We start from the raw sequence: 25,029 nt of genomic DNA on the forward strand, positions 1-25,029 counted from the left end.
ATAATAGGCCGCAGCAGTAGCAGCGCCACGAGCGTTATAAAAACAATCAGCGAATGAGGTCAAATCCATGTCACAGTTTAACAACCGATTTAACAATCATTTTCAATTTGTCGAAGTAGGCAGAGAAGATCCGGAAAAAAAGGCTCTACAGGTTCGCAAGAGCGACTTTGTAGAGATCTATGAGTCCTACAGTGAAAAACAGGCCAAGCAGCAATCTCATCGCTGCCTTGCCTGTGGTAACCCTTATTGTGAATGGAAGTGCCCTGTGCACAACTATATTCCGGATTGGCTGAAGCTGGTTTCAGAAGGTAACTTGTTTGAAGCCGCTGAACTTTCTCATCAGACCAACAGTTTGCCGGAAGTCTGTGGTCGTGTATGTCCCCAGGATCGACTCTGTGAGGGCGCCTGTACCCTGAATGACGGGTTCGGTGCTGTAACTATTGGCGCGACTGAAAAATATATTACCGATACGGCACTGGCTCTGGGCTGGCGCCCGGATATGTCCAAGGTGGTGTGGACTGATAAAAAAGTGGCCGTGATCGGTGCCGGTCCTGCGGGTCTGGGTTGTGCAGACGTGCTAGTCAGAAATGGTGTAAAACCTGTTGTATTTGATAAGAACCCGGAAATTGGTGGCTTGCTGACGTTTGGTATTCCTGAATTCAAGCTTGAGAAATCAGTGATGTCCCGTCGTCGTGAAGTGTTCACAGAAATGGGCGTCGAATTCAGACTGAATACTGAAATCGGTAAAGATGTACTGATGGACGATCTGATGGAAGAGTACGATGCCGTCTTTATGGGTATGGGGACCTACACATACATGAAGGGTGGGTTTCCGGGTGAAGATCTTCCCGGTGTTCATGATGCTCTGCCTTTCCTCATTTCCAGCGTGAATCGTAATTTGGGCTTTGAAAAGAAAGCATCTGATTTCATTGGTATGAAGGGAAAGCGTGTCGTGGTTCTCGGTGGTGGTGACACTGCGATGGACTGTAACCGTACTTCTATCCGTCAGGGCGCTCAGTCAGTCACATGTGCCTACCGTCGTGACGAAGAGAATATGCCCGGCTCGCGCCGTGAAGTGGCCAATGCCAGACAGGAGGGTGTCAAGTTCCTGTTTAATCGTCAGCCCGTTGAGATTGTCGGTAATGGAAAGGTAGAAGGTGTCAAGGTCATCACCACCAAACTGGGTGAGCCTGATGAGCAGGGACGTCGTCGACCTGAGCCGGTTCCGGGCAGTGAGGAAATACTGGAAGCCGATGCGGTGCTGATTGCTTTTGGGTTCCGTCCAAGTCCTGCTGACTGGTTTGAGTCTCACTCTATCGAGTTGAACGAGTGGGGAGGCGTTGTTGCGCTGGAGCAGGCCAATTACAAGTTCCAGACTTCCAATCCTAAAATTTTTGCAGGTGGAGATATGGTTCGCGGCTCTGACTTGGTGGTTACAGCGATCTGGGAAGGCCGTCAGGCGGCTGAAGGGATCATGGACTACCTTGATGTCTGATCTTGAAAGCTTGTCGGGATAAATGCTCCTGATCGGCGGATTATTTGTCAATAAGGGGGGGAATGAGTATTCTCCCCCCTTTTATTTTGTAACATCGTAGTTTCTTTTGGCCGGGAGAGGCTTTTAAATGTCTGCCTTGGCCTTCTTTAAGATTTACTGCACTGTCCCTGAATCCTGGAAACCCCATGACTGAGCTGAAAAATGACCGCTTTCTGAGGGCTCTGCTGAAAGAGCCTGTTGATGTCACCCCTGTATGGATGATGCGTCAGGCTGGACGTTATTTGCCCGAATATCGGGAGCTTAGAAGCAGGGCGGGTGATTTTATGTCGCTTTGTATGAATCCTGAAATGGCTTGTGAAGTGACTCTTCAGCCACTGGAGCGTTTTGACCTGGATGCGGCTATCTTGTTTTCTGATATTCTCACCATTCCGGATGCAATGGGCTTGGGATTGTATTTTGAGAAGGGCGAAGGTCCAAGATTTAAAAAGCCCATTCGTAAAGCGACTGATGCTGAAGCTCTCTCTGTTCCCGATCCTGAAAAGGATCTGGGTTATGTCATGGATGCGCTACGGACTATCCGCTCGGAGCTGAACGGACGTGTGCCTCTGATTGGTTTTTCCGGTAGCCCGTGGACCCTGGCTACCTACATGGTTGAAGGGGGAAGCAGTAAAGACTTTCGTCATATCAAAGCGATGATGTTTGATCAGCCTCAGGTGTTGTCCCAATTGTTAGATGTTCTGGCTGACTCTGTGACAAGCTATCTGAACGCTCAGATTAAGGCGGGAGCTCAGGCTGTTCAGATCTTTGATACCTGGGGAGGAGCGCTCTCTCCAGAGTGCTACAAGTTATTTTCCTTAAAGTACATGGAAAAGATTGTTTCAGGTTTGATCAGAGAGCATGAGGGTAGGAAGGTGCCCGTCATTATGTTTACCAAAAACGGTGGTCAGTGGCTTGAATCTATGGCTGCAACAGGTGCTGACGCTCTGGGTCTGGATTGGACGACAGATATTTCTTGTGCACGTCGTCGTGTAGGGGATAAAGTCGCGCTTCAGGGCAATATGGATCCATCGGTTCTCTACGCATCACCAGAACGTATAAGAGAAGAAGTGGCTAAAATTCTCGGAGATTTCGGTCCGGGTGAGGGTCATGTGTTTAATCTGGGTCACGGCATTCATCAGTTTGTCGAGCCTGATCGAGCCAAAGTCTTTGTCGATGCGGTTCATGAACTGTCAGCCCGATACCACGTACAATAATTGGTTGCATTCCCGGTCTGATGTTATCTGGCATCAGGCTGTCTTATTCTCATCTTGTCGGAGTTCTCCCAATACTTGTGACAGTGTCTTCTGGAGTGTCTTGTATTCAGCAGGTTTGGTCAGGAATCTACTGATTCCCAATCTCTCTGCACGCTGTTTTCCGGGTGGGTTTGTGGCGCCCGTGAGCATGATGATTCCCGGGATTTCTATCTGACTCTCTTCCTGAAGCCTCTCTAACATCTGGATGCCATTCATACCAGGCATATGGTGGTCAAGGATGATCACGTCGAAGTCTCTTCCCAAATAGGCTTCGTTGCGAATCATTGCCAGTGCTTCCCGACCGTCTTCAGCATCCAGAGTATTGATACCCATCAGGGCGCATTGTTGGGCCAGAACCTGTCTGCAGGTTTTATTGTCATCAACAATGAGTGCTTTAACATTTTTGTGATAGAAAAGTGGTTGTTCATCCCGATGAATGACATCTGTTGTTTGTTCCTTATGTGGAATGGCAAACCAGATGTGCGTGCTGCCTTGATTCATGATGCCGAAGTGCCCGGACAAGGCCTCAATTAGTTGGATGGTAATGTAAAGTTGCATGCTAATGTCGGCCTGTCGTTTCGCTTCAGAGTAGTTCAGTTCACTGGTGTTCTCTGGCAGGTTCAGGACTTGTTGTCCCTGGCTGTACCTGACCTGATAAAGAATGTAGCCGTCTTTACTCTGTTGTTGGCTTTTCGGCCCTGAGCCAGGTAGCTGAGAGGTCTGATTGACAGAAATCATGACTTCACTGTTTTTAATATGGCGGAAGATATGAATCAGGGTACTTTCTAAAATGAGTGATAACTGACGTGTATCTGTTTCACTGATATCCGGGACATCAGGGTGTACAAAGCTGATCAGCTCAGTATTCAGTTGTTCTGCCCGTAAACGGAATTTAAAGAGGCAGTCGTTCAGAAATTCATTGATATCATAGGGTTTTATATCAAGGCTGGCTTCGTTTTGCTCAAGTTTCCATGCTTCAGAAAGCAGGTTGATCAGGTTGCTGAGCTCATTGCCTGCATATCTCAGGGTTTCAACATAGTTTTCCTGTTTGGGGGTCAACTGTGTACTCTGGAGTAGTTCAGACATTCCCAGTACGCCATTCAAAGGTGTTCTGAGTTCATGACCCATAGCGTTGAAAAGATCATTATCTTTTGTCATCTGGGTTCTGGGTGTCGGGCTGAGTGATGGATTCTTTGAAAGGCCTGATTCTGTTGGCAAATGCTTCTGGCTAGCAAAATAAAAGCTGAAGGCAAGAATGGTTATTGAGGCCGCTTGAAGCAGTATCCAGGTGGCAGCTATGGGGTTGTAATTGATAACGCCCAGGATAGCCAGAGAAGTCACCAGGTGGATAATCGCATAAGGGGTGGAAAGCCAGGCCGGAATCTTCAGTGCACCGGGTACTCTGATGAACAGACTGCAATACCAGAAGACCTGAGTCGTCAGCAGGTTGATCATCAGGCTGTGTTCCAAAGATGCAGAGGTACCCGTCAAAGCAAGAATCAGTAATGATGCCGAGATGATAGAAAGTATGTTAAAGCAGTAGATAAGATTGACACTGTTTCCCGTCAAGCTGATGCGAGCTATCTGACTGATTAGAATGGTTCCAGTGATCAGTGAGGCGTTCATCATCAGGTTCTGCAGCCAGCCTGCTCCGAACTCGCTGATATTAAACAATCCCTGCCAGCTTATCAAAAACACCGTGCCCATCAAGCAGAAGCCAGCCAGAAAGATATAGGCCTTCTTGTGATACTTAAACCAGTTAATGGCATTCATAATCATTGTGACTACAAATAAGGCCAGCAGCCAGCCAGTTTGCCAGTGTGCAAATGCCTGATCACTGAGAAATGCTCTGGGGGACTTTAGAGAGGCAAGTAAGCTGCCTGCGGCGGCGGCGGGTATCTCAATAAATACATCCAGTTTCTTATCCATGTAGGGCGTCAGATTATAGAGATAAATATTACTATTTTGCTGTCGTTTATCTGGAAGTTGCTTGTAAGACTTTGGACCTGAAATATAGACATTTAATGATACGCCGGGTGGCGGCCGAAGCCAGAGAATGGGCACAGACTTAACGTTGACGTCCTTAGGCAGTGATATCTTGATCCAGGCCGTGCCTTTTTGGCTAGTGAAGTAGAGAAGTTCTTTCTGCCAGGGCGCAAAACGAAAGAGGTAATTCAGATCATTGATTTGATCCAGATCGAGGGAGCTTTTCGGATCAATGAAAATGCTTGAGAAAGGCTCAACATTGATAGAAACCTTATCAGGCTGCTGATCGGTGATCTTTTCAGAACTGAATGCTTTTGCACCATAGGCAGCCAGAAACAGCAGCAAGATTACTTTAATCCAGAGTCCAACCCTGATACGGAGTCGTGAAATTGACTCTTTGCCTGAAGGTGTCTGGCGGGCAATGGATAACAGACGGTTGAATACAACTCTCATAATATTTATTGAAAATTCCATTTTTCCACTGTTGGTGAGTATACCCTAAGCTGCCCTTCGAAAAAGTGAAATTGTTGCAATTTTATATAACTTTACTTTGAAAGTTATTTTGCTTCAGGGATAACTGTTTTATGAATTTTTATTCTATTAGTCGGCGGACGTTTATTTGAGTGGGGTAAGGTGGGATCAGCTGATGGAGCGGTCATCCTGTCCGCTCCACCTGAAAAGCATTAAATGCTCAATGCTCTCTGGCTATGGCACGATAGCCAATGTCAGTCCTGAAATAAGCATTATTCCATTGAATCTTTGAGGAAGCCTGATAGGCTTTGTCCTGTGCTTCTTTAACGCTGCTGCCCAGGGCGGTGACACACAGTACGCGACCGCCATGGGTCACGACTTGTTCTCCCCTGAGCTGTGTACCGGCATGGAACACTTTGCAGTCTGTTGAGTTGGCTTCGTCAATGCCAGCGATGATGTCGCCTTTGTGGTATTTCTCAGGATAGCCACCTGCGGCCATAACAACACCCAGTGCTGTTCGTTCATCCCACCGGGCTTCCACTTGATCCAGCTTACCTGTTGCACCAGCGAGACAAAGTTCAGTGAGACTGGATTGAAGGCGCATCATAATGGGCTGTGTTTCTGGGTCACCAAAACGACAGTTGAATTCCAGTACTTTTGGCGTGCCCTTGTCGTCAATCATCAGGCCTGCGTACAAAAAACCCTTATAGGTGTTGCCTTCGGCGGCCATGCCTTCCACGGTAGGAATGATCACTTCCTGCATGGCGCGCTCGTGAATACGTTGAGTTACTACCGGTGCAGGAGAGTAGGCACCCATACCACCCGTGTTAGGGCCTTTGTCACCGTTATCTCTGGCCTTATGGTCCTGGCTGGTAACCAGTGGCAAAATGTTTTTACCATCAACCATAACAATGAAGCTGGCTTCTTCACCTTGAAGGAATTCTTCAATAACCACCCGGTGCCCCGCTTCACCAAAGGCGTTGCCAGCCAGCATGTCATCAATGGCAGAAAATGCCTGCTCTTCTGTGTCAGCAAGAATAACGCCTTTGCCAGCGGCCAGTCCGTCCGCCTTTACGACGATGGGGGTACCTTTCTCACGGACATAGGCTTTGGCCCGATCAATGTCAGTGAAGTTTTGATAGTCAGCAGTAGGAATGTTGTGACGAGCCAGGAAGTCTTTGCTGAAAGCCTTTGAACCTTCGAGCTGTGCGGCACCTTGTGAGGGGCCGAAGATGATCAGATTAGCTTCTTCAAAACGGTCAACGACACCGGCCACCAAAGGGGCTTCGGGGCCAACAATGGTCAGGTCGATGTTTTCTTTACTGGCGAATTCAACCAGTTTATCGAGTTCAAGTACATCAATACTGATGTTGGTGATGCCTGGCTCAAGAGCTGTTCCTGCGTTTCCAGGCGCTACAAAAACCTGCTCTATGTTGTCGTCCTGAGCTACTTTCCAGGCGAGCGCATGTTCGCGTCCGCCACTGCCGATGATGAGTACTTTCATAGGTTGCCTGTCCCCGGGAAGTCTGGTGGTGAATAACCAGTGTTTGTAATTGGTCGTACAGCGAGTGAAAAAAGAGACACAGTAAGTGCCTCTTGCCAGCGGCAGCCTCGATCAGTGTCGGAAATGCCTGACGCCAGTGAATACCATGGCAATGCCAGCCTCGTTGGCAGCATCAATCACTTCCTGATCTCTCATGGAGCCACCTGGCTGGATGACAGCGGTAATTCCGGCACTGGCGGCCGCATCAATGCCATCTCTGAATGGGAAGAAGGCGTCTGATGCCATCACAGACCCACGGACTTCCAGGTTTTCATCAGCGGCTTTGATGCCAGCAATACGGGCACTGTATACCCGGCTCATCTGACCTGCACCAATACCAATGGTTTGATGAGCTCTGGCATAAACAATCGCGTTGGACTTAACAAATTTACCCACTTTCCAGGCGAACTGCAGGTCGCTCAGTTCTGCTTCAGTGGGAGCCCTCTCCGTCACTGATTTCAGTTCCTGAACGCTGGTTACCTTGATGTCACTGTCTTGAATCAGCAGTCCGCCATTGACTCGTTTGAAATCCAGAAAATGCTCGGCAGTTTCTGGCAGGTTGCCGCAGCACAGCAGGCGGATATTCTTTTTGTTCTGAAGAATGATTTCTGCTTCGCCGTCGATTTCTGGCGCTATGATGACTTCTACAAACTGACGATCAATGATGGCTTTGGCGGTGACTGCATCGAGTTTTCTGTTAAATGCTATGATGCCACCAAAGGCGGATGTGGGGTCAGTTGTGTAGGCTCTGTTATAGGCTTCCAGGATGTCGGTGCCGATAGCTACGCCACATGGGTTGGCGTGTTTGACGATGACGCAGGCTGGAGCTTGAAAGGATTTGACACACTCCAGAGCCGCATCGGTGTCAGCGATGTTATTGAAAGAGAGTGCCTTGCCCTGAATCTTTTGAGCACTGGAAACGGTACCTGCAGGAGCAGGTTCTTCTACATAGAAGGCGGCTTTCTGGTGAGGGTTCTCGCCATAACGCATGTCCTGGACTTTCTTGTACTGACGGTTAAAGGTGCGGGGAAAGGCTTCTGGTTCTTCCTTGTTGCCTGTTAATGTTCCGAGATAGTTGGCAATTGCGCCATCGTAATGAGCGGTATGTTCAAAGGCCTTTATCGCAAGGTCAAAGCGAGTCGCTGCAGAAACAGAACCGTTGTTTTCATCAAGCTCAGAGAGTACCTGGGTGTAGTCTTCTGCGTTGACAACAATAGTGGTGTCCCTGTGGTTCTTGGCAGCAGCGCGAACCATGGTAGGACCACCAATATCAATGTTCTCAATGGCCATCTCCAGGGTGCAGTCTTCGCGGCTCACTGTCTGTTCGAAAGGGTAGAGGTTGACGACAACCAGATCGATTGGGTCGATACCGTGTTCGGTCATGACGGCTTCGTCCTGACCGGAGCGACCGAGAATGCCTCCGTGAACTTTGGGGTGCAGGGTTTTGACTCTGCCGTCCATCATTTCCGGAAAGCCTGTGTAACTCGAGATTTCCACAGCGGGAATATCGTGCTCAACCAGCAGTTTGTAGGTGCCGCCTGTGGATAGGATTTCTACTGAGCGCTGGTGCAGTGCCCGGGCAAATTCAACTATGCCGGTTTTGTCTGAGACACTGATCAGGGCTCTTCGAAGAGGTGGCTGTTGGAAATCGTTTGCCATCGTTCCTTTACTCACTGAAAAATCGTTGCCTGAAAAGCTGACTGATTCTAGCTGGATTTGACCTGATTCGCAGCATCCGATTCTCGGGAATAGTGGGAAATACAGAAATAATGCTGCCATCCTGGGCTGATATGGGGGTTATTACTGACCTGTTATTCTTCGAAAAGATATGGGCCTTGTCTTTCGCAGGTTGTAAAGACAGGGGGCGCATAAAGTCGTATTCATGTCAGGTGGCATAATACGACTTTAAGGCGGGGATTACAGCAGGTCGTATTGCTTGAGTTTCTTTCTCAGTGTGCCGCGGTTCAGACCAAGCAGGACAGAGGCTCTGGTCTGGTTCCCCTTGACGTAAGCCATAACCGTTTCCAGAAGTGGGGCTTCTACTTCAGAAAGGACCATCTGGTAAACATCAGTCACTTCCTGACCATCCAGGTGGCTGAAGTAGTTGTTCATCGCTTTTTCAACGCTGTCGCGGAGTGTCTGTGTTTCACTCTCGATAGGGCTTGTCAATGCCTGTCCGTTGACAGAGGGTTTGTCAGTAATAATATGGGATGCCGTCATGCTGCAATATCCTTGTGATGACTTAAGGTTTGAAAATACTCCAGTATGCAGTTTTCTTGTTCTTCTGCAGACTCCAGACTGTTGAATCGTTTGCGAAGGCTGGCGCCTGATGGACTGGCCTGCAAATACCAGCCAACGTGTTTTCTGGCGATACGCACACCCTGGACTTCACCGTAAAACTCGTGAAGCGCAGCAAGGTGACCTGTTAAAATGGACTGAATCTCTTTGTTTTCAGGCGCTGGCAGGTGTTTACCCTGTTCAAGGTAGTGGTTAATCTCTCTGAATATCCAGGGTTTCCCCTGGGCTGCACGGCCCACCATAAGCGCGTCTGCACCAGTGATATCCAGTACCGTTTTTGCTTTCTCGGGAGAGGTAATGTCGCCATTGGCAATCACTGGAATTTCCAGAGATTCACAAATCCGGGCAATGGTCTCGTATTCGGCCTCACCTTTGTACATACACTGACGGGTTCTGCCATGAATGGCCAGAGCAGTTATACCGCAGTCCTGTGCCATTAAGGCAATGTCGAGGCCGTTTCTGTTTTCGGGACACCAGCCGGTACGTGTCTTGAGAGTAACCGGGATATCAACCGCCTGAACCACCGACTTCAGTATTTGCTCTACCAGTTCAGGTTCTCTCATCAGAGCAGAGCCAGCCGCTTTGTTACAGACTTTTTTGGCAGGGCAGCCCATGTTGATATCAATGATCTGGGCGCCTCGCTCCTGGTTCAGGCGAGCCGCGATAGCCATTTGCTCCGGGTCACTGCCTGCAATCTGAACAGAGCGAGGTTCGAATTCTTCAGCGTGATGGTCCATTCTCAGTCGAGACTTCCGGGTGTTCCAGAGTTTTGGGTTGCTAGTCACCATTTCTGAGACGGCCATACCCGCTCCCATTTTCAAGCACAGCTGCCTGAATGGGCGGTCTGTTACTCCGGCCATAGGAGCCAGGATAACCGGGCTTTGGATAGTGTATGGACCAATCTTCAGCAAGGTGGTTTGCCTCAATCCAGCGTTAGTAGTGCCAAGAGTGCGATAAATCCGTCTCAAGTGATTTAAATCGCTGCTCGGAATCATGAAAAAAGCAAGAGGTCGATCTTGCGGAGTTTTCAACTATTTATTTATACGACTTTCAGCGTCTCTGTTCAGGAGATCAGGCAGGCGTAGCCGGGTATAATACTCTGTACAATTTTTAGACGAAAGAGGGTTCTGTTGTTGGCTCTGACTGGAATAGCATTTATCTTCAGGAGCAGTTATTACCAAGTAGCAGTGTTCTGTTGCGAAATATAACCTTACCAAGGGCATTGTATAGTGACTTTTGTGGGAAAAACCGCAAGTAATAATTTAAGTGATCTGATTGTTTTTTGATCTGGGTCAAGCGCTTATTGCAATTTCTTGAGTTGGTTTTCGAGATGCCCTCGTCGGTAAAATACCAGATAAGCAAGGTTTACGGATTTTTTTAACTTTAATCAGCGCTGTTTGACAGGTAAAAAGCGCAATTGATAGTTGGTGGCTCCATTGCCGGGATCAACGATTTCCATGCTGAGCCTTATGGGTTGTCCGCTGGGTATCTCTCTGGATCCGGCCAGAGCTCCGCCCAGATATTCTTTCGGGCGAAAACGTCTGCTGGCTACGGGCTGTCCGTTAATGTCACTAAATGTTAATTCAAGACGAGGCCAGGGTTGCGGGAATTTGGCTTCATTGATAATCACTGAGTCTACAACCAGTCCTTCGCTTTGCCGAGGATGGCTGCGGATGTGCAGTTGCAGGCTTTTGATGGCGTTGATGTTTACTAATGCAGGAAGAGAGCACTTCAGGTATTGGCAACTAAATGTATATGCTGGTCTCAATCGCGGGTCGAGTGAAAGCTGATCTCTGTTGAACCAGGCGTATTGCCCTGCAAGAGTGATAGAGAAAATCAGGATTAGAGTGAGCCAGCCCGCAATTTTCAGGGAGCTTCGTCCCGGTTCTTCCTCAACTTCAACGTGCTCATTGTCCAGAGTATCGAGAAAAGAGTGGAAGGGGGGCTCCTCTTCAGAAGGTGATTCGATAGCTCTTGTTGTGCTGGCTTCAGGCTTGCTGTCTCGGGTAGCGTTTCGTTCCGCTGTTTTGTCGGGCTGGCTCGATTGTTTTTCAGAAGGTTTGACCTGCGGCTTTATCTGGAGTGGCCTTTCTGGAGCAGCATCTGCTGACATGTTTGATTGGGCATCAAACACCTCGAGACAGGAACCGCAACGAACGGAACCACCGGCAGCTCGTAATTGTGCCTGGGTCACCTTGAAGGAGGTCTGGCATTTTGGGCAGCGGGTGATTCGAGAGCTGATCATGAAGCCTGCATGCGTTACTGTCTTGATTGAGTGGTGATTATTAGATCAAAGAGCTGCAAAGGATGTCTACTGTCCAAAAAATAAAATCTTCCGGACAGCAGCTTGAAATGAGCCTTGTATCGAAAAATGGCGCATCTTTTTTTGGTTGCTACTTTCGGGTTCCGGTCACCAGAATCCAGTCTTCATTGTGTATAGCGGGTTCCAGGTCGAACCATTGAGAGTAGGTGCTGATGATAATGTCTTCTTGTTCAGAAAGGATACCGGACAGAGCGATCTTTCCGCCGGTGTCGAGATAGCTCGCCAGTGTCGGTGCCAGTTCTACCAGTGGGCCAGCGAGTATGTTGGCGATGACAACGTCTGCTTTATCTTTTGGGGCCTGATCCGGCAGGTAAGCTTTCAGTTTTTCCGGGGCGATCTTGTTCCTTGCAGCGTTATCTACAGTAGCTTCCAGTGCCTGAGGGTCAAGGTCGACCCCCGTTACGATTTTAGCGCCCAATAATAATGCTGCAATCGCCAGTATTCCGGACCCGCATCCGTAGTCGATAACCGACTGATTTTCGAAGTTTTCCTGTTTTTCCAGCCACTCCAGACACAGAGCTGTGGTTGGATGAGTGCCTGTTCCAAAAGCCAGACCCGGGTCAAGCATCAGGTTAATGGCGTCAGGTTCCGGAATCTCTTTCCAGCTGGGGCAGACCCAGAGTTTTGTGCCAAATTGCATGGGCATAAAGTGGGTCATCCACTCTCTTTCCCAATCCTTGTCTTCGACAATTTCAACCTTGTGGTCAGGAAATGGGCTTTGCTGGTATTGAGTCTGTAAGTGCTCTACTACAGCGTCCATATCTTTATGGGCATCGAAGAGTCCAATGACCATGGTATGGTGCCACAGCGGGGTGCTGCCTGGCTCGGGCTCGAACAGGGGCTGATCTTTACCGTCCTGAAGGGTTACGGCACTGGCTCCGGCTTCCAGAAGCAGGTCTTCCAGTTCTTCAGCATGATCGGAAGAGGTGTCTAGCTTAATTTGTATCCAGGGCATGGGTATGGGCTTACAGATTGGGAGTGAATGGCAGAATAAGTTTCCTGTCGGGTCCGTCTCATTCTAGCTGATTGAAGAAGTGGGACAAGAGTTAATAAGTACCTGGCCAGTTGGTTTCGCATATTCTGGCGAGAGGATTTTTTCATCCTTCAAGGCGCAACGACGGGCGCGTAGCCATAGCTACGCAACCAGAGTTGGAACGCAGAAGGATGGAAAAAGCCGCCGTCCAGAATATGTGAAACCAACTGGTTAGGTACTTACAGTAGAAGAGAGGGGAAGCTCTCTGAAAGCAGTTCTCAGAGAGCTTTGGAAGCAGGATCAGGCATCTTCAAGCTTCTTCTCCAGATAATGGATGCTAACGCCTCCTTTCTGGAAGTTTTTGTCCTTCACCAGCTCCTGGTGCAGTGGGATATTTGTACGAATGCCATCTACAACCGTTTCATCCAATGCATTTCTCATTCTTATCAGAGCGGTTTCACGATCTGGACCATAGGTGATGATCTTGGCTATCAGTGAATCATAGTGAGGAGGAATGCTGTAGCCACTGTAAAGATGAGAATCTACCCGAATACCATTACCGCCAGGAGAGTGGAACTGGTTGACCAGACCCGGAGAAGGCATAAAGGTTTTGGGGTCTTCGGCATTGATACGACATTCAAAAGCATGGCCCTGAAGTTCAACTTCATCCTGGGTGATACTCAAAGGCAGACCACTGGCAATGCGAATCTGTTCTTTGACAATATCCACACCGGAAATCATTTCTGTTACAGGGTGCTCAACCTGCACACGAGTGTTCATCTCGATGAAGTAGAACTTGCCATCTTCATACAGAAATTCGAAAGTACCTGCCCCGGTATAACCAATTTCTATACAGGCCTTGGTACAGGCTGCTGCTACCGTGGCTCTGGCATCCTGATCAATGCCAGGTGCAGGCGCTTCTTCAATGACTTTCTGGTGACGGCGCTGCAAAGAGCAGTCACGATCCCCCAGATGAATAGCATTGCCGTGGCTGTCTGATAGTACCTGGAATTCAACGTGACGAGGATTACCCAGGAATTTCTCCAGATAGACCACGTCGTTATTGAAGGCTGCTTTGGCTTCAGACTGGGTTAAGTTGATAGCATCGAGAAGATCGGATTCGCTGTGAACGACTCGCATGCCTCGACCACCGCCACCACCTGATGCTTTGATAATGACCGGGTAACCAATGCGGCGAGCGATGTCCAGTGTGCGTTCATCATCTTCTGTGATAGGGCCATCAGAGCCTGGAACAGTTGGAACACCGGTTTTTTTCATGGCGGCAATCGCAGATACCTTATCACCCATCAGGCGAATAACGTCTGGCTTGGGACCAATAAAGGTGAACCCGCTGCGTTCTACCTGTTCGGCAAAATCGGCATTTTCTGAGAGAAAGCCGTAGCCAGGGTGAATACCATTGGCATCAGTCACTTCTGCAGCACTGATAATAGCCGGGATATTCAGGTAGCTTTCAGAAGGGCTATTGGGACCAATGCAGACAGACTCGTCAGCCAGGCGCACGTGCATCAGGCTTTCGTCAGCCTTGGAGTGCACGGCTACGGTTTTGATGCCGAGTTCTTTACAGGCCCGCAATACCCTCAGGGCTATTTCGCCCCGGTTGGCGATTACGATTTTATCCAGCATGGCATCTGTCTCAGGCAATAATGAACAGGGGTTGGTCGTATTCAACGGGCTGACCGTTTTCAACCAGAATGGCTTCGATGGTGCCTGACTTGTCGGCCTTGATCTGGTTCATCATCTTCATGGCTTCGACAATGCAGAGGACATCACCTTCTTTAACTTGCTGTCCCAGCTCAACAAAAACCGGTGAGCTGGGTGATGATGCTGTGTAGAAAGTACCGACCATTGGAGATTTTACAGGGTGACCTGACAGCTGAGGTCTGGTTTCAGCCGCCGGGGCTGCTGCCGGAGCTTCAGGTACAGCTGCCACAGGCACTGAAGCTGGAACTGCAGCAGGAATAACCTGAGGAGCGGCGAGTGGGGCTACCGGAGCATTCTGGGAATAACGGCTGATACGAACAGATTCTTCACCTTCGTGAATTTCCAGCTCGTCAATTCCAGACTCTTCCAGCAGCTCAATGAGCTTTTTTACTTTTCGGATGTCCATCGTCGATCTCAAATGCTGTTGGACAGGGAGAAACTGCCCCGTGGTTAATAGGATGTTCATGGGTGCACTCAATCATGCAGCCTTGATTGTTTTACTGTGAAAATCACTTTATTCCCGAAAAGAAAAGAAGTGATTTTCTGCACTTGGCTTCTTAGCTTTATGAGAAGTTGGCTTTTCAGAAGAACGTTCTGACGATGCAGCCAGTCACGAGCAGCCTCTAAGACTTCTGACTGAGCTGGTCAATGGCGTAGGCCAGACCAAACTCATAGCCTTTGGGTCCGAGTCCAGCGATTACGCCTTCTGCGACATCACTGAAATAGGAATGATGTCGGAAAGCCTCCCGTCGATGGATATTGGACAAGTGAACTTCAACAAAGGGAATGGCAACACCCAGCAGGGCATCTCTGATAGCAACACTGGTATGAGTGTAAGCAGCAGGGTTGATAATGATGAAATTAACCCGTTCTTCAGAGGCTTTATGAATCCGTTCTATGAGTTCATGTTCAGCGTTGCTTTGGAAGCAACTGAGCTGGTGACCAGCCACTTGAGCCTGTTGGGCCAGAATACGATCGATTTGTTCCAGTGTGGTGGCACCATATACGCCGGGCTCTCTGGTTCCCAGCAGGTTCAGATTGGGGCCATTAAGAACAAGTATTGTTGCCATCTGTATCCTCTCATGTTGGCTTTATTGTGCCGCAATGAAATCAAACGGTCCAGTTCGTGCGTGTTACTGAACGTTAAAGACAGTTACCAAGCATTTCAAAGCCATATAAGCCCACAACAATGATGTTAGATCCAGATTTATGGAGAAAGCGTCTGATTCAGTTTTTTCTGGAGTTCAGAGGAGGTAATCTCTCCCAGGGAGCGAAGTTCACTCCGCTCCTGACCATAGGTGTCGAAAAATAGCAGGGAAGGTGGACCAAACAATTGATAATTGTTTAGCCAGGTGAGCTGTTCGGGGGTGTTGGCGGTTATATCAAATTTGATGAAATGCCAGTTGCCTGAGCTGACTTTGGCAATAGCTTCAGGAAAAACGTTTCTTTCCATAACCTTGCAGGAAATGCACCAGTCCGCATAAACATCAATCATCGCGGCTTTGCCACTCTTCCTGGCCATTTCCAGCTGGGCCAGGAGCGCTTTAACCGTTGTCACTGTTTGAAAAGAATACCCTGCTGAAAGGTTTTCAGCGGGCTGGTTGTTTCTGCCAAGAGGTTGTAATGGGTCGTCCTGACCCTGAGCTGCTCCGATGATCATCAGAGTGCCATAGATCAGGAGAACGAGGCCGAGCGCCTGGAAAAATAAAGCGGCCCCGGCCTTCTTGCTGAAGTCCATAGCGCCAAGACAGACAGCAGCACCGAGGGCCAGGGTTCCCCAGAGAAAGAGCGTGAGTGGTGCTGGAATAACCCTTTCCAGCATCCAGATGGCAACGCCAAGCAGCAGGAATCCAAAGCAGCGTTTGACATTTTCCATCCAACCGCCTGCTTTTGGTAGCAGGCTCTTGCCACCCAGACCAATCAATAAGAGTGGCAGCCCCATTCCCAGGCCAAGAGCCAGCAGGGAGAGTCCGCCAATGAGTGCGTCACCTGTTGAACTGATGTAAATCAGTGCGCCTGCCAACGGTGCTGAGACACATGGCGATACCACCAGGGCTGATAAAATCCCCATGACGGCTGCACCTGAGAGACTTCCTGACTTCTGAGGTTGTTTGTTCAGACGATCCCTGACTTTTTCCGGAAGCTGGAGCTCATAAAGACCAAACATGCTCAGAGCCAGGATAACGAAGAGAATGGCAAAGGGGATCAATAGCCAGGGTGATTGAAGTTTTGCCTGCAGGTTCAGGCTCGCTCCGAAAAGCCCCATCAAAGTGCCAGCCAGAGCGAAGGTGATCGACATACTGAGCACATAAATAATGGAAAGAGTGAGCGTTCTTTTTCGACTGGCTCCCTTTGATGCAGCGCCTACCAGCAGACTGGAGAGGATAGGAATCATCGGGAGTACACAGGGGGTGAAGGCCAGCCCCAGCCCCGCCAGTAAAAACAGCAGAAGCGTAACAGGAAGGTTCTTGTCGACAAAGGATTCCGGGATACTCTGATCCTTGCCATCATCCGGCATCTTTTCAGAAGACCTGACCCGATCAGTACCAGAGATGTGGGGGTTTGGCAGAGTGATAGTAAGAGTCTGTGGCGGATAGCAAAGGCCTGCATCAGCACAGCCCTGAAACCTTATCTGGAATTGGGGCTCGGATTCAGAACTCCTGACAGGAATTTTGACAGTGACATTTTTTGGAAAGACCTCCATGTCCTGTTCAAAGTTAATGTCGTACTTTTGTTTGCCTTTGGGAAATATTGGCTCACCAAGCAGGGTAGTGCTTTCGTCACTGGAAAAGCTGAATCGATCCTTGTAAAGATAATGCTCTGGCGTAATGAGAAAGTGCAGGAGCAGTGTGTTGTTTACGATCTCTGCTTCCAGCTGGAACGCCTCTTCAACCGGCAAAAACTGCTGTGTCCCGGCTCCCAATAGGGCGTTTAAATTAGCAGAAGCACCACTGGAAAAAACCCAGGTAAAAAGAATGATGAAAAAGGTGCTGAGGTGAGATTTTTGATTGCTCGCGAATAGCTGAACCATGTAAAACCAACTGTTCTTGTTTCTGGTTCTTTAATTGTGAAGTGAAATGGCCGGGATGCAAGCTCCCGAGTCCGCTAATGGTGCTGGAGATCACATCTCCAGCACCATCAAAGGATGAATAAACCGCTTATGAAAATAGTTTACTGCGGTAATTCCTTCAGCCTTTGTAGTTTGCTGCAGACTTTTTGATGACTTCAAAGGCAGCTTCTTTGCCTTCCCAGCCTTCGATCTTGACCCACTTACCGGGTTCCAGATCTTTGTAGTTCTCGAAGAAGTGCTCGATTTGCTTCAGTAGTAGTTCTGGCAGATCAGAGTATTCCTGCACATCGTTGTAAAGTGCAGACAGCTTCTCATGGGGAACTGCAATCAGTTTCTCGTCCTGACCACTCTCGTCTGACATGTTCAGCATGCCGACTGCACGGCAGCGGATGACAGAACCCGGAACAACAGGGTAAGGCGTCACTACCAGAACGTCCAGAGGGTCACCATCGTCCGCCAGGGTCTGGGGAATGTAACCATAGTTGGCAGGGTAGAACATGGGGGTAGCCATGAAACGGTCTACCATCAGAGCATCAACATCCTTGTCAATTTCATACTTGATTGGTGACGCATTGGCCGGAATTTCGATGGCAACATAGATATCTTCAGGCAGACTCTTACCTGCCGGGATATTTGTATAGCTCATGTGTATACCTTTGCCTTATTTCGATTACAGAGGTAAATGGATGGAGAGCTGGCCATTATAGAGTTCTCGAAGGGAGTTGTCTCCGTTCTGAACAGGACTTTATGAAGTATGTTCCTTTGGCAACTGGACATTGTTTGAAAAAGAGTAGAATACTGTAAGGGTCGTATTGCTCCTGACTGCTCAGAATAACCGGAGAGGTTTTATGAGATCAATCAAAGTTAAAGACTGCATGACACCTCAGGTGATCACCATTCCTCCAACCATGGAAGTGGTTGAGGCCATACGAATACTGCTCCACAACGATATTACTGCCGTACCGGTTGTCGATGAGAGTGGGGGCGTGGTCGGTATCCTCTCGGAAACCGATTGTCTTCAGGGAACATTGATGGGAGGGTATTTTTCCCAGGAAGGCAGTCTTGTGGGTGAAAGTATGACCCGGGAAGTCCTCACCGTATCGCCCTTCGACAATATCATTACTGCTTACGAACACTTTATGAAAGCCCACGCTTTCAGGGTACCCGTTGTTGACGACGGTGCTCTGGTCGGGATGCTCAGTCCTAAAGATGTCATGTCAGCGGTGTTGGAATTTTATGAGACACCAGCCAAACAAAAAGCTGTGTAAGTCGTCCGGCTATCTTGCCTGAAGCTTTATTTACGGAACGGGCTGTATCTCGAAAATGCTGGAGTAGTGTTCTGGGTTATGAGCATGGTCAGGTGTAGTTCAGTTGAAGTCACTGGGTGACTGTTGGGTTGAAGTGCCAAAAAATTGGCTGGATAGTGAAGGCTTACTTATTCTCTTTGAGTATTAAATCTCCTGCCAAAGCGATAGTTCATCTAAGCTTTATTGAAGTACATGACGCACTTTTGGAAGAAGGTTTATGCCAGGGAGAACGACGGGAGTCGATACTCAAACTACGCCACCTGTTGATGTGGTGCAGCCAGAGCAGGCTAATGAATCGGGCCGGTTGGGTCCCAGAAATGTAACCGGAACGCCGGGGAGGAGTCTGATTGGGGGACGTGGCTCTGAAGTTTCGAGCCCAGCACCGGAGAGTATACACACACGAACTGCCACCAGAGCCCGTGAAGATCTGCCAGAGCTGATGAAGTCAAAGCTGGAAGATTCCATGGACGATGAACAAGCTTCTCAAATATTGGATTCGCTGCAAGCCTCCAGAAAGTCTTCCAGAACCAGCCCTCACGAACTTTCCGGACTTTATGAATCATCTACAGCATCTGATCCGCATAGCGATGAAAGTGCTCAGCTGCACGAAGAACCCGGGCAAATATCTCCGGGTGAGCATGGGGACAGTCCTGCCCCAGATGCGAATGATGAATCCATTTCACCCACAGCGACTTCACCTTCTGAGCAACCCCACGTGTCTGTCAGCTCATCCGATGATCCTGATGTGCAAAGCAGAAAAGAAGCATTCAAGAATCAGCTTCAGCCCAAGCTTGGTTTTTTCGATAAACATAAAAAAGAGTCAACGGTCACCGCAGTGGGTGGTGTTCTGGTGGGCATAGGTGCCATCGCAAGCATTGCTTTTCCCCCAGCAGGACTTTGTATATACGCTTGTGGAATAATGATGTTGAGTATGGGTCTCACCGAGATCATGGCTGCTCCGGGTGATGCTCCGGTTAACCCGCCTGACCCGAAACCTGATAAGCCTGAGCCAAAACCTGATGAGTCTAAATCCAAGCCGGTTGAAAACAATGTCGATGATGGCAAGTTCATGGCTGTTCGCAAACCCATTCTGGAAGCCCTCACTCAGGGGGATGGCCCGATTCCTGTCAGGGAAGATGGTTCTCTGGATGAAGACGAAGCCAAAAAAAGGCTCAGGAAGTTTGCTCAAGAGAGCGGGATTAATGGAGACCCCGAGGCGCTTTTAGAGCAAGTTTCTTCAGGGATGCAAGCAGGCTTGCCTCTCTCAGAAGTGATTTCAGAGGCTATTGCCGATGTATTGAGTCGAGATAAGAGTTTTGATCCCCGCGATAATGAATTCAAATTGGTCACAAACGCTATTTTGAGTGCGGCAGAAGCTATGATGAATGCCACATCAGCCACTGAGAGAGAGCAGGCTCTGGCTGATTTTCTGTCGAAAATGAAAGAGATGCTGCCCAGAATGAGCGACGCCTCCCTGGGGCAGCTGATGGCCATGACCCAGGGGGCTCTGGCCAGTCCCGGCACAGAACAAGCCAGAGAAATATTGACTCATGTCTTGAAGTTGCTCGAAGCAGAAAAAGCCGAGCGTTTGTTAAAACAGCAGAGCCTGGACGCATTTGGGGCTGCTGCAGGGGTCTCTGGCGCGGTGCCTGAACCTCCTCCTCCCCCTCCCATAGCTCCAAAGTCTGGAAAACCACTGACAACACCTCCACAGTCCTCTGCGAGAAGAACAGGTGCTTCAGAGGTGTTTGATCCGACTATTTCACAAAATCGAGTCCACCTTCGAGTGCTTTCTTTTGAACTGGGCACTTTGCAGAGGGCCGATCGTCTTGGTGAAAGTGACAGGATTGACTTTCTGAACGCCGCGAAGGAGGTGCTCGAAAAACCCAGAGGTAGAAGGATCACGGGGGCAGAGTTCCTGGATGAGCTTGAAAGACATACGGGAGACAGGTTTAGTAATGTGATCGAGAAAATGAGAGATAAAAATCATTTCAAATAGTTCTTAATTTATGTTGTTGATGAAATTTTCGCATTGAAGTCATGTACTAAATTAATACTAATGTGATTTGCTCAGGGCGGCAGGGAGCCAATTTATGACTGATTCCACACCAGCAGTGGATAATAAGGGGGGAGTAACACTCACTGGCACGCAGGGGTCTGTTCATCTTACTGATGCCAAGAGAGACTCACTCAGAGCTGCGGGTTTCAGTGATGCACAGATTGATGCTTTATTATCACTGGCCGACCCTGATGATCAGGGGAATTCCCTGACACCCACTCACTTTTATACTGTTGATAAGTCGACACTCAACTCTCTTCAGTACTCAGGCAAGCTCACGGATGCAGCAAAGCAGCTGGTCTATGTCCAGACTCCCGTCTCGCTTCTGAATCAGGTCAGTAATCCGAGCAACTGGCAGGGAGACAATTATATTGGTCCGGGTGCAGCTTCTGTAAATGCCTATTTGAATGGAGAGCCTGTCGATTTTTCCAAGCCCAGTCTCGATGCTCTGGTGATGTCAGTTCTAACGGCCAGGGCGGAAATCATAGAGGTCCAACTCAGAGATCAGATTCAATCGATTCAGGACAAGAACGCCCAGTTGGAAGTAGCAAACGACTGGTTAGCCAAAGCTAAAGCTAAAAAAGCCGACGCCGGTACATCGGGCACAACAACCTTTAGTCAGGAGTTCAAGGAGTTCTGGGATAGCCTTGGCGCGAAGTACCAGAGTGGCACTAATCACAATTCAGCTGACTGGGAAGTTAATATCGAAGGTTTGAAGACCAAAATTGAAGCTTTGACCAGTCAATCCCAGCTGGAAACAACCAAGCTGCAGCAGACTATAAATAAATATAACCAAAGCTTTGAAATGCTTTCTAACTTTGTCAACAAATACTATCAGTCACTCAGTACGATTATTCAGAACCTACGGTGAATCATGGAGGATCCCGCTGTGAATGAAGAAGCCAAGATGAATGAAGGTGAAGAACTTGATGATATGCTTCTCGAGTTTTTTGGTAAGGGCGGAACCTTCAAAGACCTCAAGAATATGAGTGATGATGCTATGGAAGCCATATACAGCGTCGCTTATAACCTTTATCAGGGGGGGAAGTACGATGAGGCGCAAAAGGTCTTTCAGTTTCTCTGTTTCTATGATCACTTCAATCGAAAATACTTCATGGGGCTCGGTGCCTGCCAGCAAATGATGAAGCAGTATGAAAATGCTATTGAGATCTTCACTTTTGCCACGGTATTGGATGCCGACGACCCCAGGCCCATGCTCTACATCGGAGACTGTCATCTGGCAATGGGTGACAACGAAAAAGCAAAAATGTCATATGAGACAGCCATTGAATGGGCTGGAAACGCGGCTGCTTTTGAGGAAGAAAAACAAAGAGCCGAAAGCATGCTGGAAAACCTGAGCAGTTAAGGGAAGAGGTGAAAGGATGTCTTCAATCGGTCAGGGGCCTGCCCCTACAGAGCAAAGCGGAAATATTCATCAGGCTTCTTTTGATGCTGTTGATAATGAAGAAAACCCGGTTCAGCGAGGTTTTAGTAACCAGAACAGTTACTCAAGAACGGAAGGTGGAGAAGCCCCTAAAGCACAGATCAATGCTCCCGTTCTGGATGCGCCTTCGGCAAATGCTGAGTCTGAAAAAGCTACCGCAGAAGTGTTGAAACATCAGGAAGGGCAGGCAACAGACAAGTCGGCAAAAGGTGGTCCCAAGACACCTGGTGTGGGGGTTCAGGAACAAAGCAACCTCCCCATCAGAAAGCAGACAACCCATCTCCAGAGTAAGAGCAATGAACTTGAAAGTATGGGGTTCAGCAAATCCCAAATCAATGGGGTGCTGGCTGTGGCTGATCCCAAAGATCCTGAAAACTCTCTTGCTCCCATGCACTCTCCCACTGCCAGATTGAAAGATATGGAGGCCCGGGGTGGCGATCCCAAGCTGAATACACTGTTTAATACTTTCGAAGATGTCATGGTTCGTTTCTCTGCCATCAAAGAAATTCCGGATGATTTGAAAGCTGAGCTGACGAAGGATCTCGATACATTTACCAAGGCAGCTCTCAACGCTGAAAGGCCTCTGGATATAGACTCCGCTACCACGATGCTGGTTCAGATCCAGTCAAAGTTGCAGAACGAGCGACTCCGCTTTGACCAGGAGAGTATCAGGATAGGTCAGGTCGCTGCGGAACAACGCAGTAGCAACATCATCAGCAAAATCCGTGAATCCATTGCAAAAGTCGAAGAATCGAAAAAATCCCAAATGGTCGGGAAGATTTTCAATTATATCGCGCTGGTATTCATGGCGATTGCCTCCGTCGCTTTGGCTGTTGCGGGAGTTCTTACCGGTGGTGCTTTGAGTATTGTTGCTGCAAGTCTTATGGTTGCAGCGACAGGTCTTATGATCACCATGACGGTTTCATCAGAAACCAACAACTTTATGATGAAAATTTTTGACGGCCTTGCCGGTGACAAAGACGGTGAGCAAGATGCCAAAATTGGTGCCACGGTCTTTTGGGCTGTCATTATGATCGCACTTTCCGCAGGCGCAGCTTTTGCGGGTGGCGTTGCCGGTGCAGGTGGAGCTGCTGCCAGTACAGCTTCATCAAGTACCGCAGCAGGGTCTTCAACCGCTGCAACGGTGACGGCGACAGGCGCTAACACGGCTGCAACCACATCAGCTGCTGTGGCAAAAAAAATTGCGATCGTGACCAAGTTAGGACAGACAGCCCAGTTGATAGGGGGCGCCGGTCAGATTGCTTCGGGTGGTGCTGATATCGGAACTTCTGTTTATAAATACCAGGCAGACACATTCAGGGCAGAAGCGCTTGAAGAAAAAGCCGAAATGGTCAGGATCCAGAAGGCCATAGATGATGCTATGGAAGGTTTGGAGAAGGCTATCCAGGAACTCCAGAATGGCTACTCCACAGCCGCCAGCATCATTAAAGCGAATCATGAAACCAAGACAACACTTGCGCGCAACCTGCGTGCCTGAGTCTCAAGGAGGTAGATTATGTCACAGGTAGGACAGACAGGCGCGTCACAGAATACGCCAGTGGACTATAGTTCCCAGACATCAGGGTCAGGTGGCGCAGCGCCCCTGGATGAAGTCGGTCGGGGAGATCTTGACGGCGAAAACCTTCGATATTCCCGTGAAAGCAAAAGTACCGAAGTTTTGAAAGGTCAACAGAAGAGGGCACCAGAGCTTGATAAACCCGGTGATGTCAAGCCCACCCATCTTGAAACAGCCAGTTCTGACGTCAACGATATCAGCAAGCAGACTCAGTCATCTCTTGAAAATACTCAGAAGCTGGCGGAAGGATTGCGCACTGGTAACCTCAGTCCGGAACAGCAACAGCAACTGAAAAAAAACGCCGATCTTTTGAAAGGCAGCGCCGGTCTTATAAGTAACCTTCATGGCCATAATCTCGGAACTGCTGAGGGTAAGAGAAGTGTTCTTGCCGGAATGGGCTTCAGTCAGAGCCAGCTCGATGCCCTGATGTCACTGGCTGATCCGGATGATGCAGGCAACTCTCTGGCGTCCCTGCATGGCGGTGAATCAGCCTTACAGGGTAAAAAAGACGCTCTGAAGGCCATGGGTTTCAGTGAAAGTCAGGTGGATGCCTTGCTGTCACTGGCCGATCCGGATGATGAAGGCAATTCACTGATGTCAACTCATCAGGCCGGGTCCGGGAAAAATAAATCGGCCCTTGCCTCTCAGGGATTCAGCAATGCTCAGGCAGAACGTTTGACGGCTCTGTTGAACGGCCAGACATTTGGTTCTGAACAACAGAAAGAACTACTGAAACAGATGGGCTTCAGTGATGCAGAAGCCGATGTGTTGCTGGCCACAGCCGATCCTCAATCGTTGAAAATTCAAGGTAAGCTTGCCCGATCAATAGATTCTAATCAGCTTGCTCATTTGCAAGAGATGGCAAAGGCCGCCAACGTTCTATCAACAGGCAGCCCGATCGGTGACAGAGTGCTGCAACAGCTGGTGGACATTTTTACTGTGTTTGAACTCCTTCACGAGATGGGTGTTCAGGGTCGAAGAACCGCCAGAGAAACCAGGGCTGCTGAGTATGATGCAGCCAAGCAGGAAGTTTTGCACCAGGCCGGAGAAATGAGAAAGGCCGCCATTTCCACTCTGATAGCAGGCACGATCAGCGGTACCATGAAAATAGGTGCAGGTATGATTGCAATTAATGGAGCATCGGGCGGTGGTTCCGCTGCTGAGAAGTCTATCAGGATGCAGTTGGCTACCCAGAAGGCTCAGATAGCGACGGGTGCGGGTGACATTGTTTCTGCGGGCTTTAACTATGAGTCTGCAGAACATCAGGCATTACAGAAAGAGCATGAAGCCTTCCAGAAAACCCACGAAAACTCGGCTCAGAGTGCATCTGAGTGGATGCAGTTGCAACAGGACATGGTGAAGACTGTTCAAAGTAAGATGGACGAAATTATACGAACCTGGTTCGAAACGCTAAAAACCACTACACGAGGCTAAACAGAGACGTTCAGACTCTGAGGATTGCCGTCCACA

General features: G+C 48.9%; 20 protein-coding genes. 8 read left to right on the top strand and 12 right to left on the bottom strand.

The window, feature by feature from the left end; genetic code table 11:
• Nucleotides 1-67 precede the first annotated feature (67 nt).
• Together P6910_RS06485 and hemE are read left to right on the top strand one after the other, a co-directional pair.
• Nucleotides 68-1,495: an FAD-dependent oxidoreductase gene (locus tag P6910_RS06485; protein ID WP_317145459.1), complete on the top strand. Its 1,428-nt coding sequence runs from the start codon at nucleotides 68-70 to the stop codon at nucleotides 1,493-1,495.
• Nucleotides 1,496-1,680: 185 nt separating this feature from the next.
• Nucleotides 1,681-2,748, top strand: a complete 1,068-nt coding sequence (hemE, locus tag P6910_RS06490; RefSeq protein WP_317145460.1) for a uroporphyrinogen decarboxylase — start codon at nucleotides 1,681-1,683, stop codon at nucleotides 2,746-2,748.
• Between the two features lie 33 nt (nucleotides 2,749-2,781).
• Here the strand turns inward: hemE and P6910_RS06495 are convergent, their stop codons facing one another.
• The 12 genes from P6910_RS06495 to ppa form a co-directional block, all read right to left on the bottom strand.
• Complete coding sequence (locus tag P6910_RS06495) at nucleotides 2,782-5,247, bottom strand: response regulator (RefSeq protein ID WP_317145461.1); 2,466 nt, start codon at nucleotides 5,245-5,247, stop codon at nucleotides 2,782-2,784.
• A gap of 217 nt (nucleotides 5,248-5,464) precedes the next feature.
• Nucleotides 5,465-6,748 (bottom strand): phosphoribosylamine--glycine ligase, encoded by a 1,284-nt coding sequence (gene purD / locus P6910_RS06500; RefSeq protein WP_317145462.1) that lies wholly within the window; start codon nucleotides 6,746-6,748, stop codon nucleotides 5,465-5,467.
• Between the two features lie 111 nt (nucleotides 6,749-6,859).
• Entirely contained in the window at nucleotides 6,860-8,446 is a 1,587-nt protein-coding gene (gene purH, locus P6910_RS06505) for a bifunctional phosphoribosylaminoimidazolecarboxamide formyltransferase/IMP cyclohydrolase (RefSeq protein ID WP_317145463.1), read from the bottom strand.
• 258 nt (nucleotides 8,447-8,704) lie between these two features.
• Nucleotides 8,705-9,007, bottom strand: a complete 303-nt coding sequence (gene fis / locus P6910_RS06510) for a DNA-binding transcriptional regulator Fis (RefSeq protein ID WP_317145464.1) — start codon at nucleotides 9,005-9,007, stop codon at nucleotides 8,705-8,707.
• Nucleotides 9,004-9,945 carry a tRNA dihydrouridine synthase DusB gene (gene dusB / locus P6910_RS06515; RefSeq protein ID WP_317146514.1) on the bottom strand — a complete coding sequence of 314 codons (942 nt, stop codon included), beginning with the start codon at nucleotides 9,943-9,945 and terminating at the stop codon, nucleotides 9,004-9,006. Before dusB ends, fis begins: the two co-directional genes overlap by 4 nt.
• Nucleotides 9,946-10,472: 527 nt before the next feature.
• On the bottom strand, nucleotides 10,473-11,330 hold the full coding sequence (locus P6910_RS06520; protein WP_317145465.1) for a DUF3426 domain-containing protein: 858 nt from the start codon (nucleotides 11,328-11,330) through the stop codon (nucleotides 10,473-10,475).
• A gap of 148 nt (nucleotides 11,331-11,478) precedes the next feature.
• Complete coding sequence (gene prmA / locus P6910_RS06525; protein WP_317145466.1) at nucleotides 11,479-12,363, bottom strand: 50S ribosomal protein L11 methyltransferase; 885 nt, start codon at nucleotides 12,361-12,363, stop codon at nucleotides 11,479-11,481.
• 318 nt (nucleotides 12,364-12,681) lie between these two features.
• Complete coding sequence (gene accC, locus P6910_RS06530) at nucleotides 12,682-14,025, bottom strand: acetyl-CoA carboxylase biotin carboxylase subunit (RefSeq protein ID WP_317146515.1); 1,344 nt, start codon at nucleotides 14,023-14,025, stop codon at nucleotides 12,682-12,684.
• Nucleotides 14,026-14,035: 10 nt separating this feature from the next.
• Complete coding sequence (gene accB, locus P6910_RS06535) at nucleotides 14,036-14,509, bottom strand: acetyl-CoA carboxylase biotin carboxyl carrier protein (protein WP_317146516.1); 474 nt, start codon at nucleotides 14,507-14,509, stop codon at nucleotides 14,036-14,038.
• A gap of 217 nt (nucleotides 14,510-14,726) precedes the next feature.
• Entirely contained in the window at nucleotides 14,727-15,173 is a 447-nt protein-coding gene (aroQ, locus tag P6910_RS06540; RefSeq protein WP_317145467.1) for a type II 3-dehydroquinate dehydratase, read from the bottom strand.
• Between the two features lie 137 nt (nucleotides 15,174-15,310).
• On the bottom strand, nucleotides 15,311-17,134 hold the full coding sequence (gene dsbD, locus P6910_RS06545; protein WP_317145468.1) for a protein-disulfide reductase DsbD: 1,824 nt from the start codon (nucleotides 17,132-17,134) through the stop codon (nucleotides 15,311-15,313).
• A 157-nt stretch (nucleotides 17,135-17,291) separates the two neighbouring features.
• Nucleotides 17,292-17,819 carry an inorganic diphosphatase gene (gene ppa, locus P6910_RS06550; protein WP_317145469.1) on the bottom strand — a complete coding sequence of 176 codons (528 nt, stop codon included), beginning with the start codon at nucleotides 17,817-17,819 and terminating at the stop codon, nucleotides 17,292-17,294.
• 202 nt (nucleotides 17,820-18,021) lie between these two features.
• Here ppa and P6910_RS06555 point away from each other — a divergent pair, with 202 nt between their 5' ends.
• The 6 genes from P6910_RS06555 to P6910_RS06580 all read left to right on the top strand — a co-directional run bounded on the left by P6910_RS06555 (nucleotide 18,022) and on the right by P6910_RS06580 (nucleotide 24,993).
• Nucleotides 18,022-18,441, top strand: coding sequence for a CBS domain-containing protein (locus P6910_RS06555; protein ID WP_317145470.1), 420 nt, complete (start codon nucleotides 18,022-18,024; stop codon nucleotides 18,439-18,441).
• A 256-nt stretch (nucleotides 18,442-18,697) separates the two neighbouring features.
• Nucleotides 18,698-20,479: a hypothetical protein gene (locus tag P6910_RS06560; protein ID WP_317145471.1), complete on the top strand. Its 1,782-nt coding sequence runs from the start codon at nucleotides 18,698-18,700 to the stop codon at nucleotides 20,477-20,479.
• A 94-nt stretch (nucleotides 20,480-20,573) separates the two neighbouring features.
• Complete coding sequence (locus P6910_RS06565; protein WP_317145472.1) at nucleotides 20,574-21,410, top strand: hypothetical protein; 837 nt, start codon at nucleotides 20,574-20,576, stop codon at nucleotides 21,408-21,410.
• 18 nt (nucleotides 21,411-21,428) lie between these two features.
• Nucleotides 21,429-21,905: a SycD/LcrH family type III secretion system chaperone gene (locus P6910_RS06570; RefSeq protein ID WP_317145473.1), complete on the top strand. Its 477-nt coding sequence runs from the start codon at nucleotides 21,429-21,431 to the stop codon at nucleotides 21,903-21,905.
• Between the two features lie 16 nt (nucleotides 21,906-21,921).
• Nucleotides 21,922-23,481, top strand: a complete 1,560-nt coding sequence (gene sctE, locus P6910_RS06575; protein ID WP_317145474.1) for a type III secretion system translocon subunit SctE — start codon at nucleotides 21,922-21,924, stop codon at nucleotides 23,479-23,481.
• 18 nt (nucleotides 23,482-23,499) lie between these two features.
• Nucleotides 23,500-24,993, top strand: a complete 1,494-nt coding sequence (locus P6910_RS06580) for a hypothetical protein (RefSeq protein WP_317145475.1) — start codon at nucleotides 23,500-23,502, stop codon at nucleotides 24,991-24,993.
• Nucleotides 24,994-25,029 lie beyond the last annotated feature (36 nt).

Origin of the sequence: Endozoicomonas sp. 8E (genome assembly GCF_032883915.1) — a bacterium.
Taxonomy (GTDB): Bacteria; Pseudomonadota; Gammaproteobacteria; order Pseudomonadales; family Endozoicomonadaceae; genus Endozoicomonas_A.

Excerpts from the sequence above, each read along its gene's own strand:
- P6910_RS06485 (WP_317145459.1), top strand. The coding sequence starts at position 68 with ATGTCACAGTTTAACAACCGATTTAACAATCATTTTCAATTTGTCGAA.
- hemE (WP_317145460.1), top strand. The coding sequence starts at position 1,681 with ATGACTGAGCTGAAAAATGACCGCTTTCTGAGGGCTCTGCTGAAAGAG.
- P6910_RS06495 (WP_317145461.1), bottom strand. The coding sequence starts at position 5,247 with ATGGAATTTTCAATAAATATTATGAGAGTTGTATTCAACCGTCTGTTA.
- purD (WP_317145462.1), bottom strand. The coding sequence starts at position 6,748 with ATGAAAGTACTCATCATCGGCAGTGGCGGACGCGAACATGCGCTCGCC.
- purH (WP_317145463.1), bottom strand. The coding sequence starts at position 8,446 with ATGGCAAACGATTTCCAACAGCCACCTCTTCGAAGAGCCCTGATCAGT.
- fis (WP_317145464.1), bottom strand. The coding sequence starts at position 9,007 with ATGACGGCATCCCATATTATTACTGACAAACCCTCTGTCAACGGACAG.
- dusB (WP_317146514.1), bottom strand. The coding sequence starts at position 9,945 with ATGGCCGGAGTAACAGACCGCCCATTCAGGCAGCTGTGCTTGAAAATG.
- P6910_RS06520 (WP_317145465.1), bottom strand. The coding sequence starts at position 11,330 with ATGATCAGCTCTCGAATCACCCGCTGCCCAAAATGCCAGACCTCCTTC.
- prmA (WP_317145466.1), bottom strand. The coding sequence starts at position 12,363 with ATGCCCTGGATACAAATTAAGCTAGACACCTCTTCCGATCATGCTGAA.
- accC (WP_317146515.1), bottom strand. The coding sequence starts at position 14,025 with ATGCTGGATAAAATCGTAATCGCCAACCGGGGCGAAATAGCCCTGAGG.
- accB (WP_317146516.1), bottom strand. The coding sequence starts at position 14,509 with ATGGACATCCGAAAAGTAAAAAAGCTCATTGAGCTGCTGGAAGAGTCT.
- aroQ (WP_317145467.1), bottom strand. The coding sequence starts at position 15,173 with ATGGCAACAATACTTGTTCTTAATGGCCCCAATCTGAACCTGCTGGGA.
- dsbD (WP_317145468.1), bottom strand. The coding sequence starts at position 17,134 with ATGGTTCAGCTATTCGCGAGCAATCAAAAATCTCACCTCAGCACCTTT.
- ppa (WP_317145469.1), bottom strand. The coding sequence starts at position 17,819 with ATGAGCTATACAAATATCCCGGCAGGTAAGAGTCTGCCTGAAGATATC.
- P6910_RS06555 (WP_317145470.1), top strand. The coding sequence starts at position 18,022 with ATGAGATCAATCAAAGTTAAAGACTGCATGACACCTCAGGTGATCACC.
- P6910_RS06560 (WP_317145471.1), top strand. The coding sequence starts at position 18,698 with ATGCCAGGGAGAACGACGGGAGTCGATACTCAAACTACGCCACCTGTT.
- P6910_RS06565 (WP_317145472.1), top strand. The coding sequence starts at position 20,574 with ATGACTGATTCCACACCAGCAGTGGATAATAAGGGGGGAGTAACACTC.
- sctE (WP_317145474.1), top strand. The coding sequence starts at position 21,922 with ATGTCTTCAATCGGTCAGGGGCCTGCCCCTACAGAGCAAAGCGGAAAT.
- P6910_RS06580 (WP_317145475.1), top strand. The coding sequence starts at position 23,500 with ATGTCACAGGTAGGACAGACAGGCGCGTCACAGAATACGCCAGTGGAC.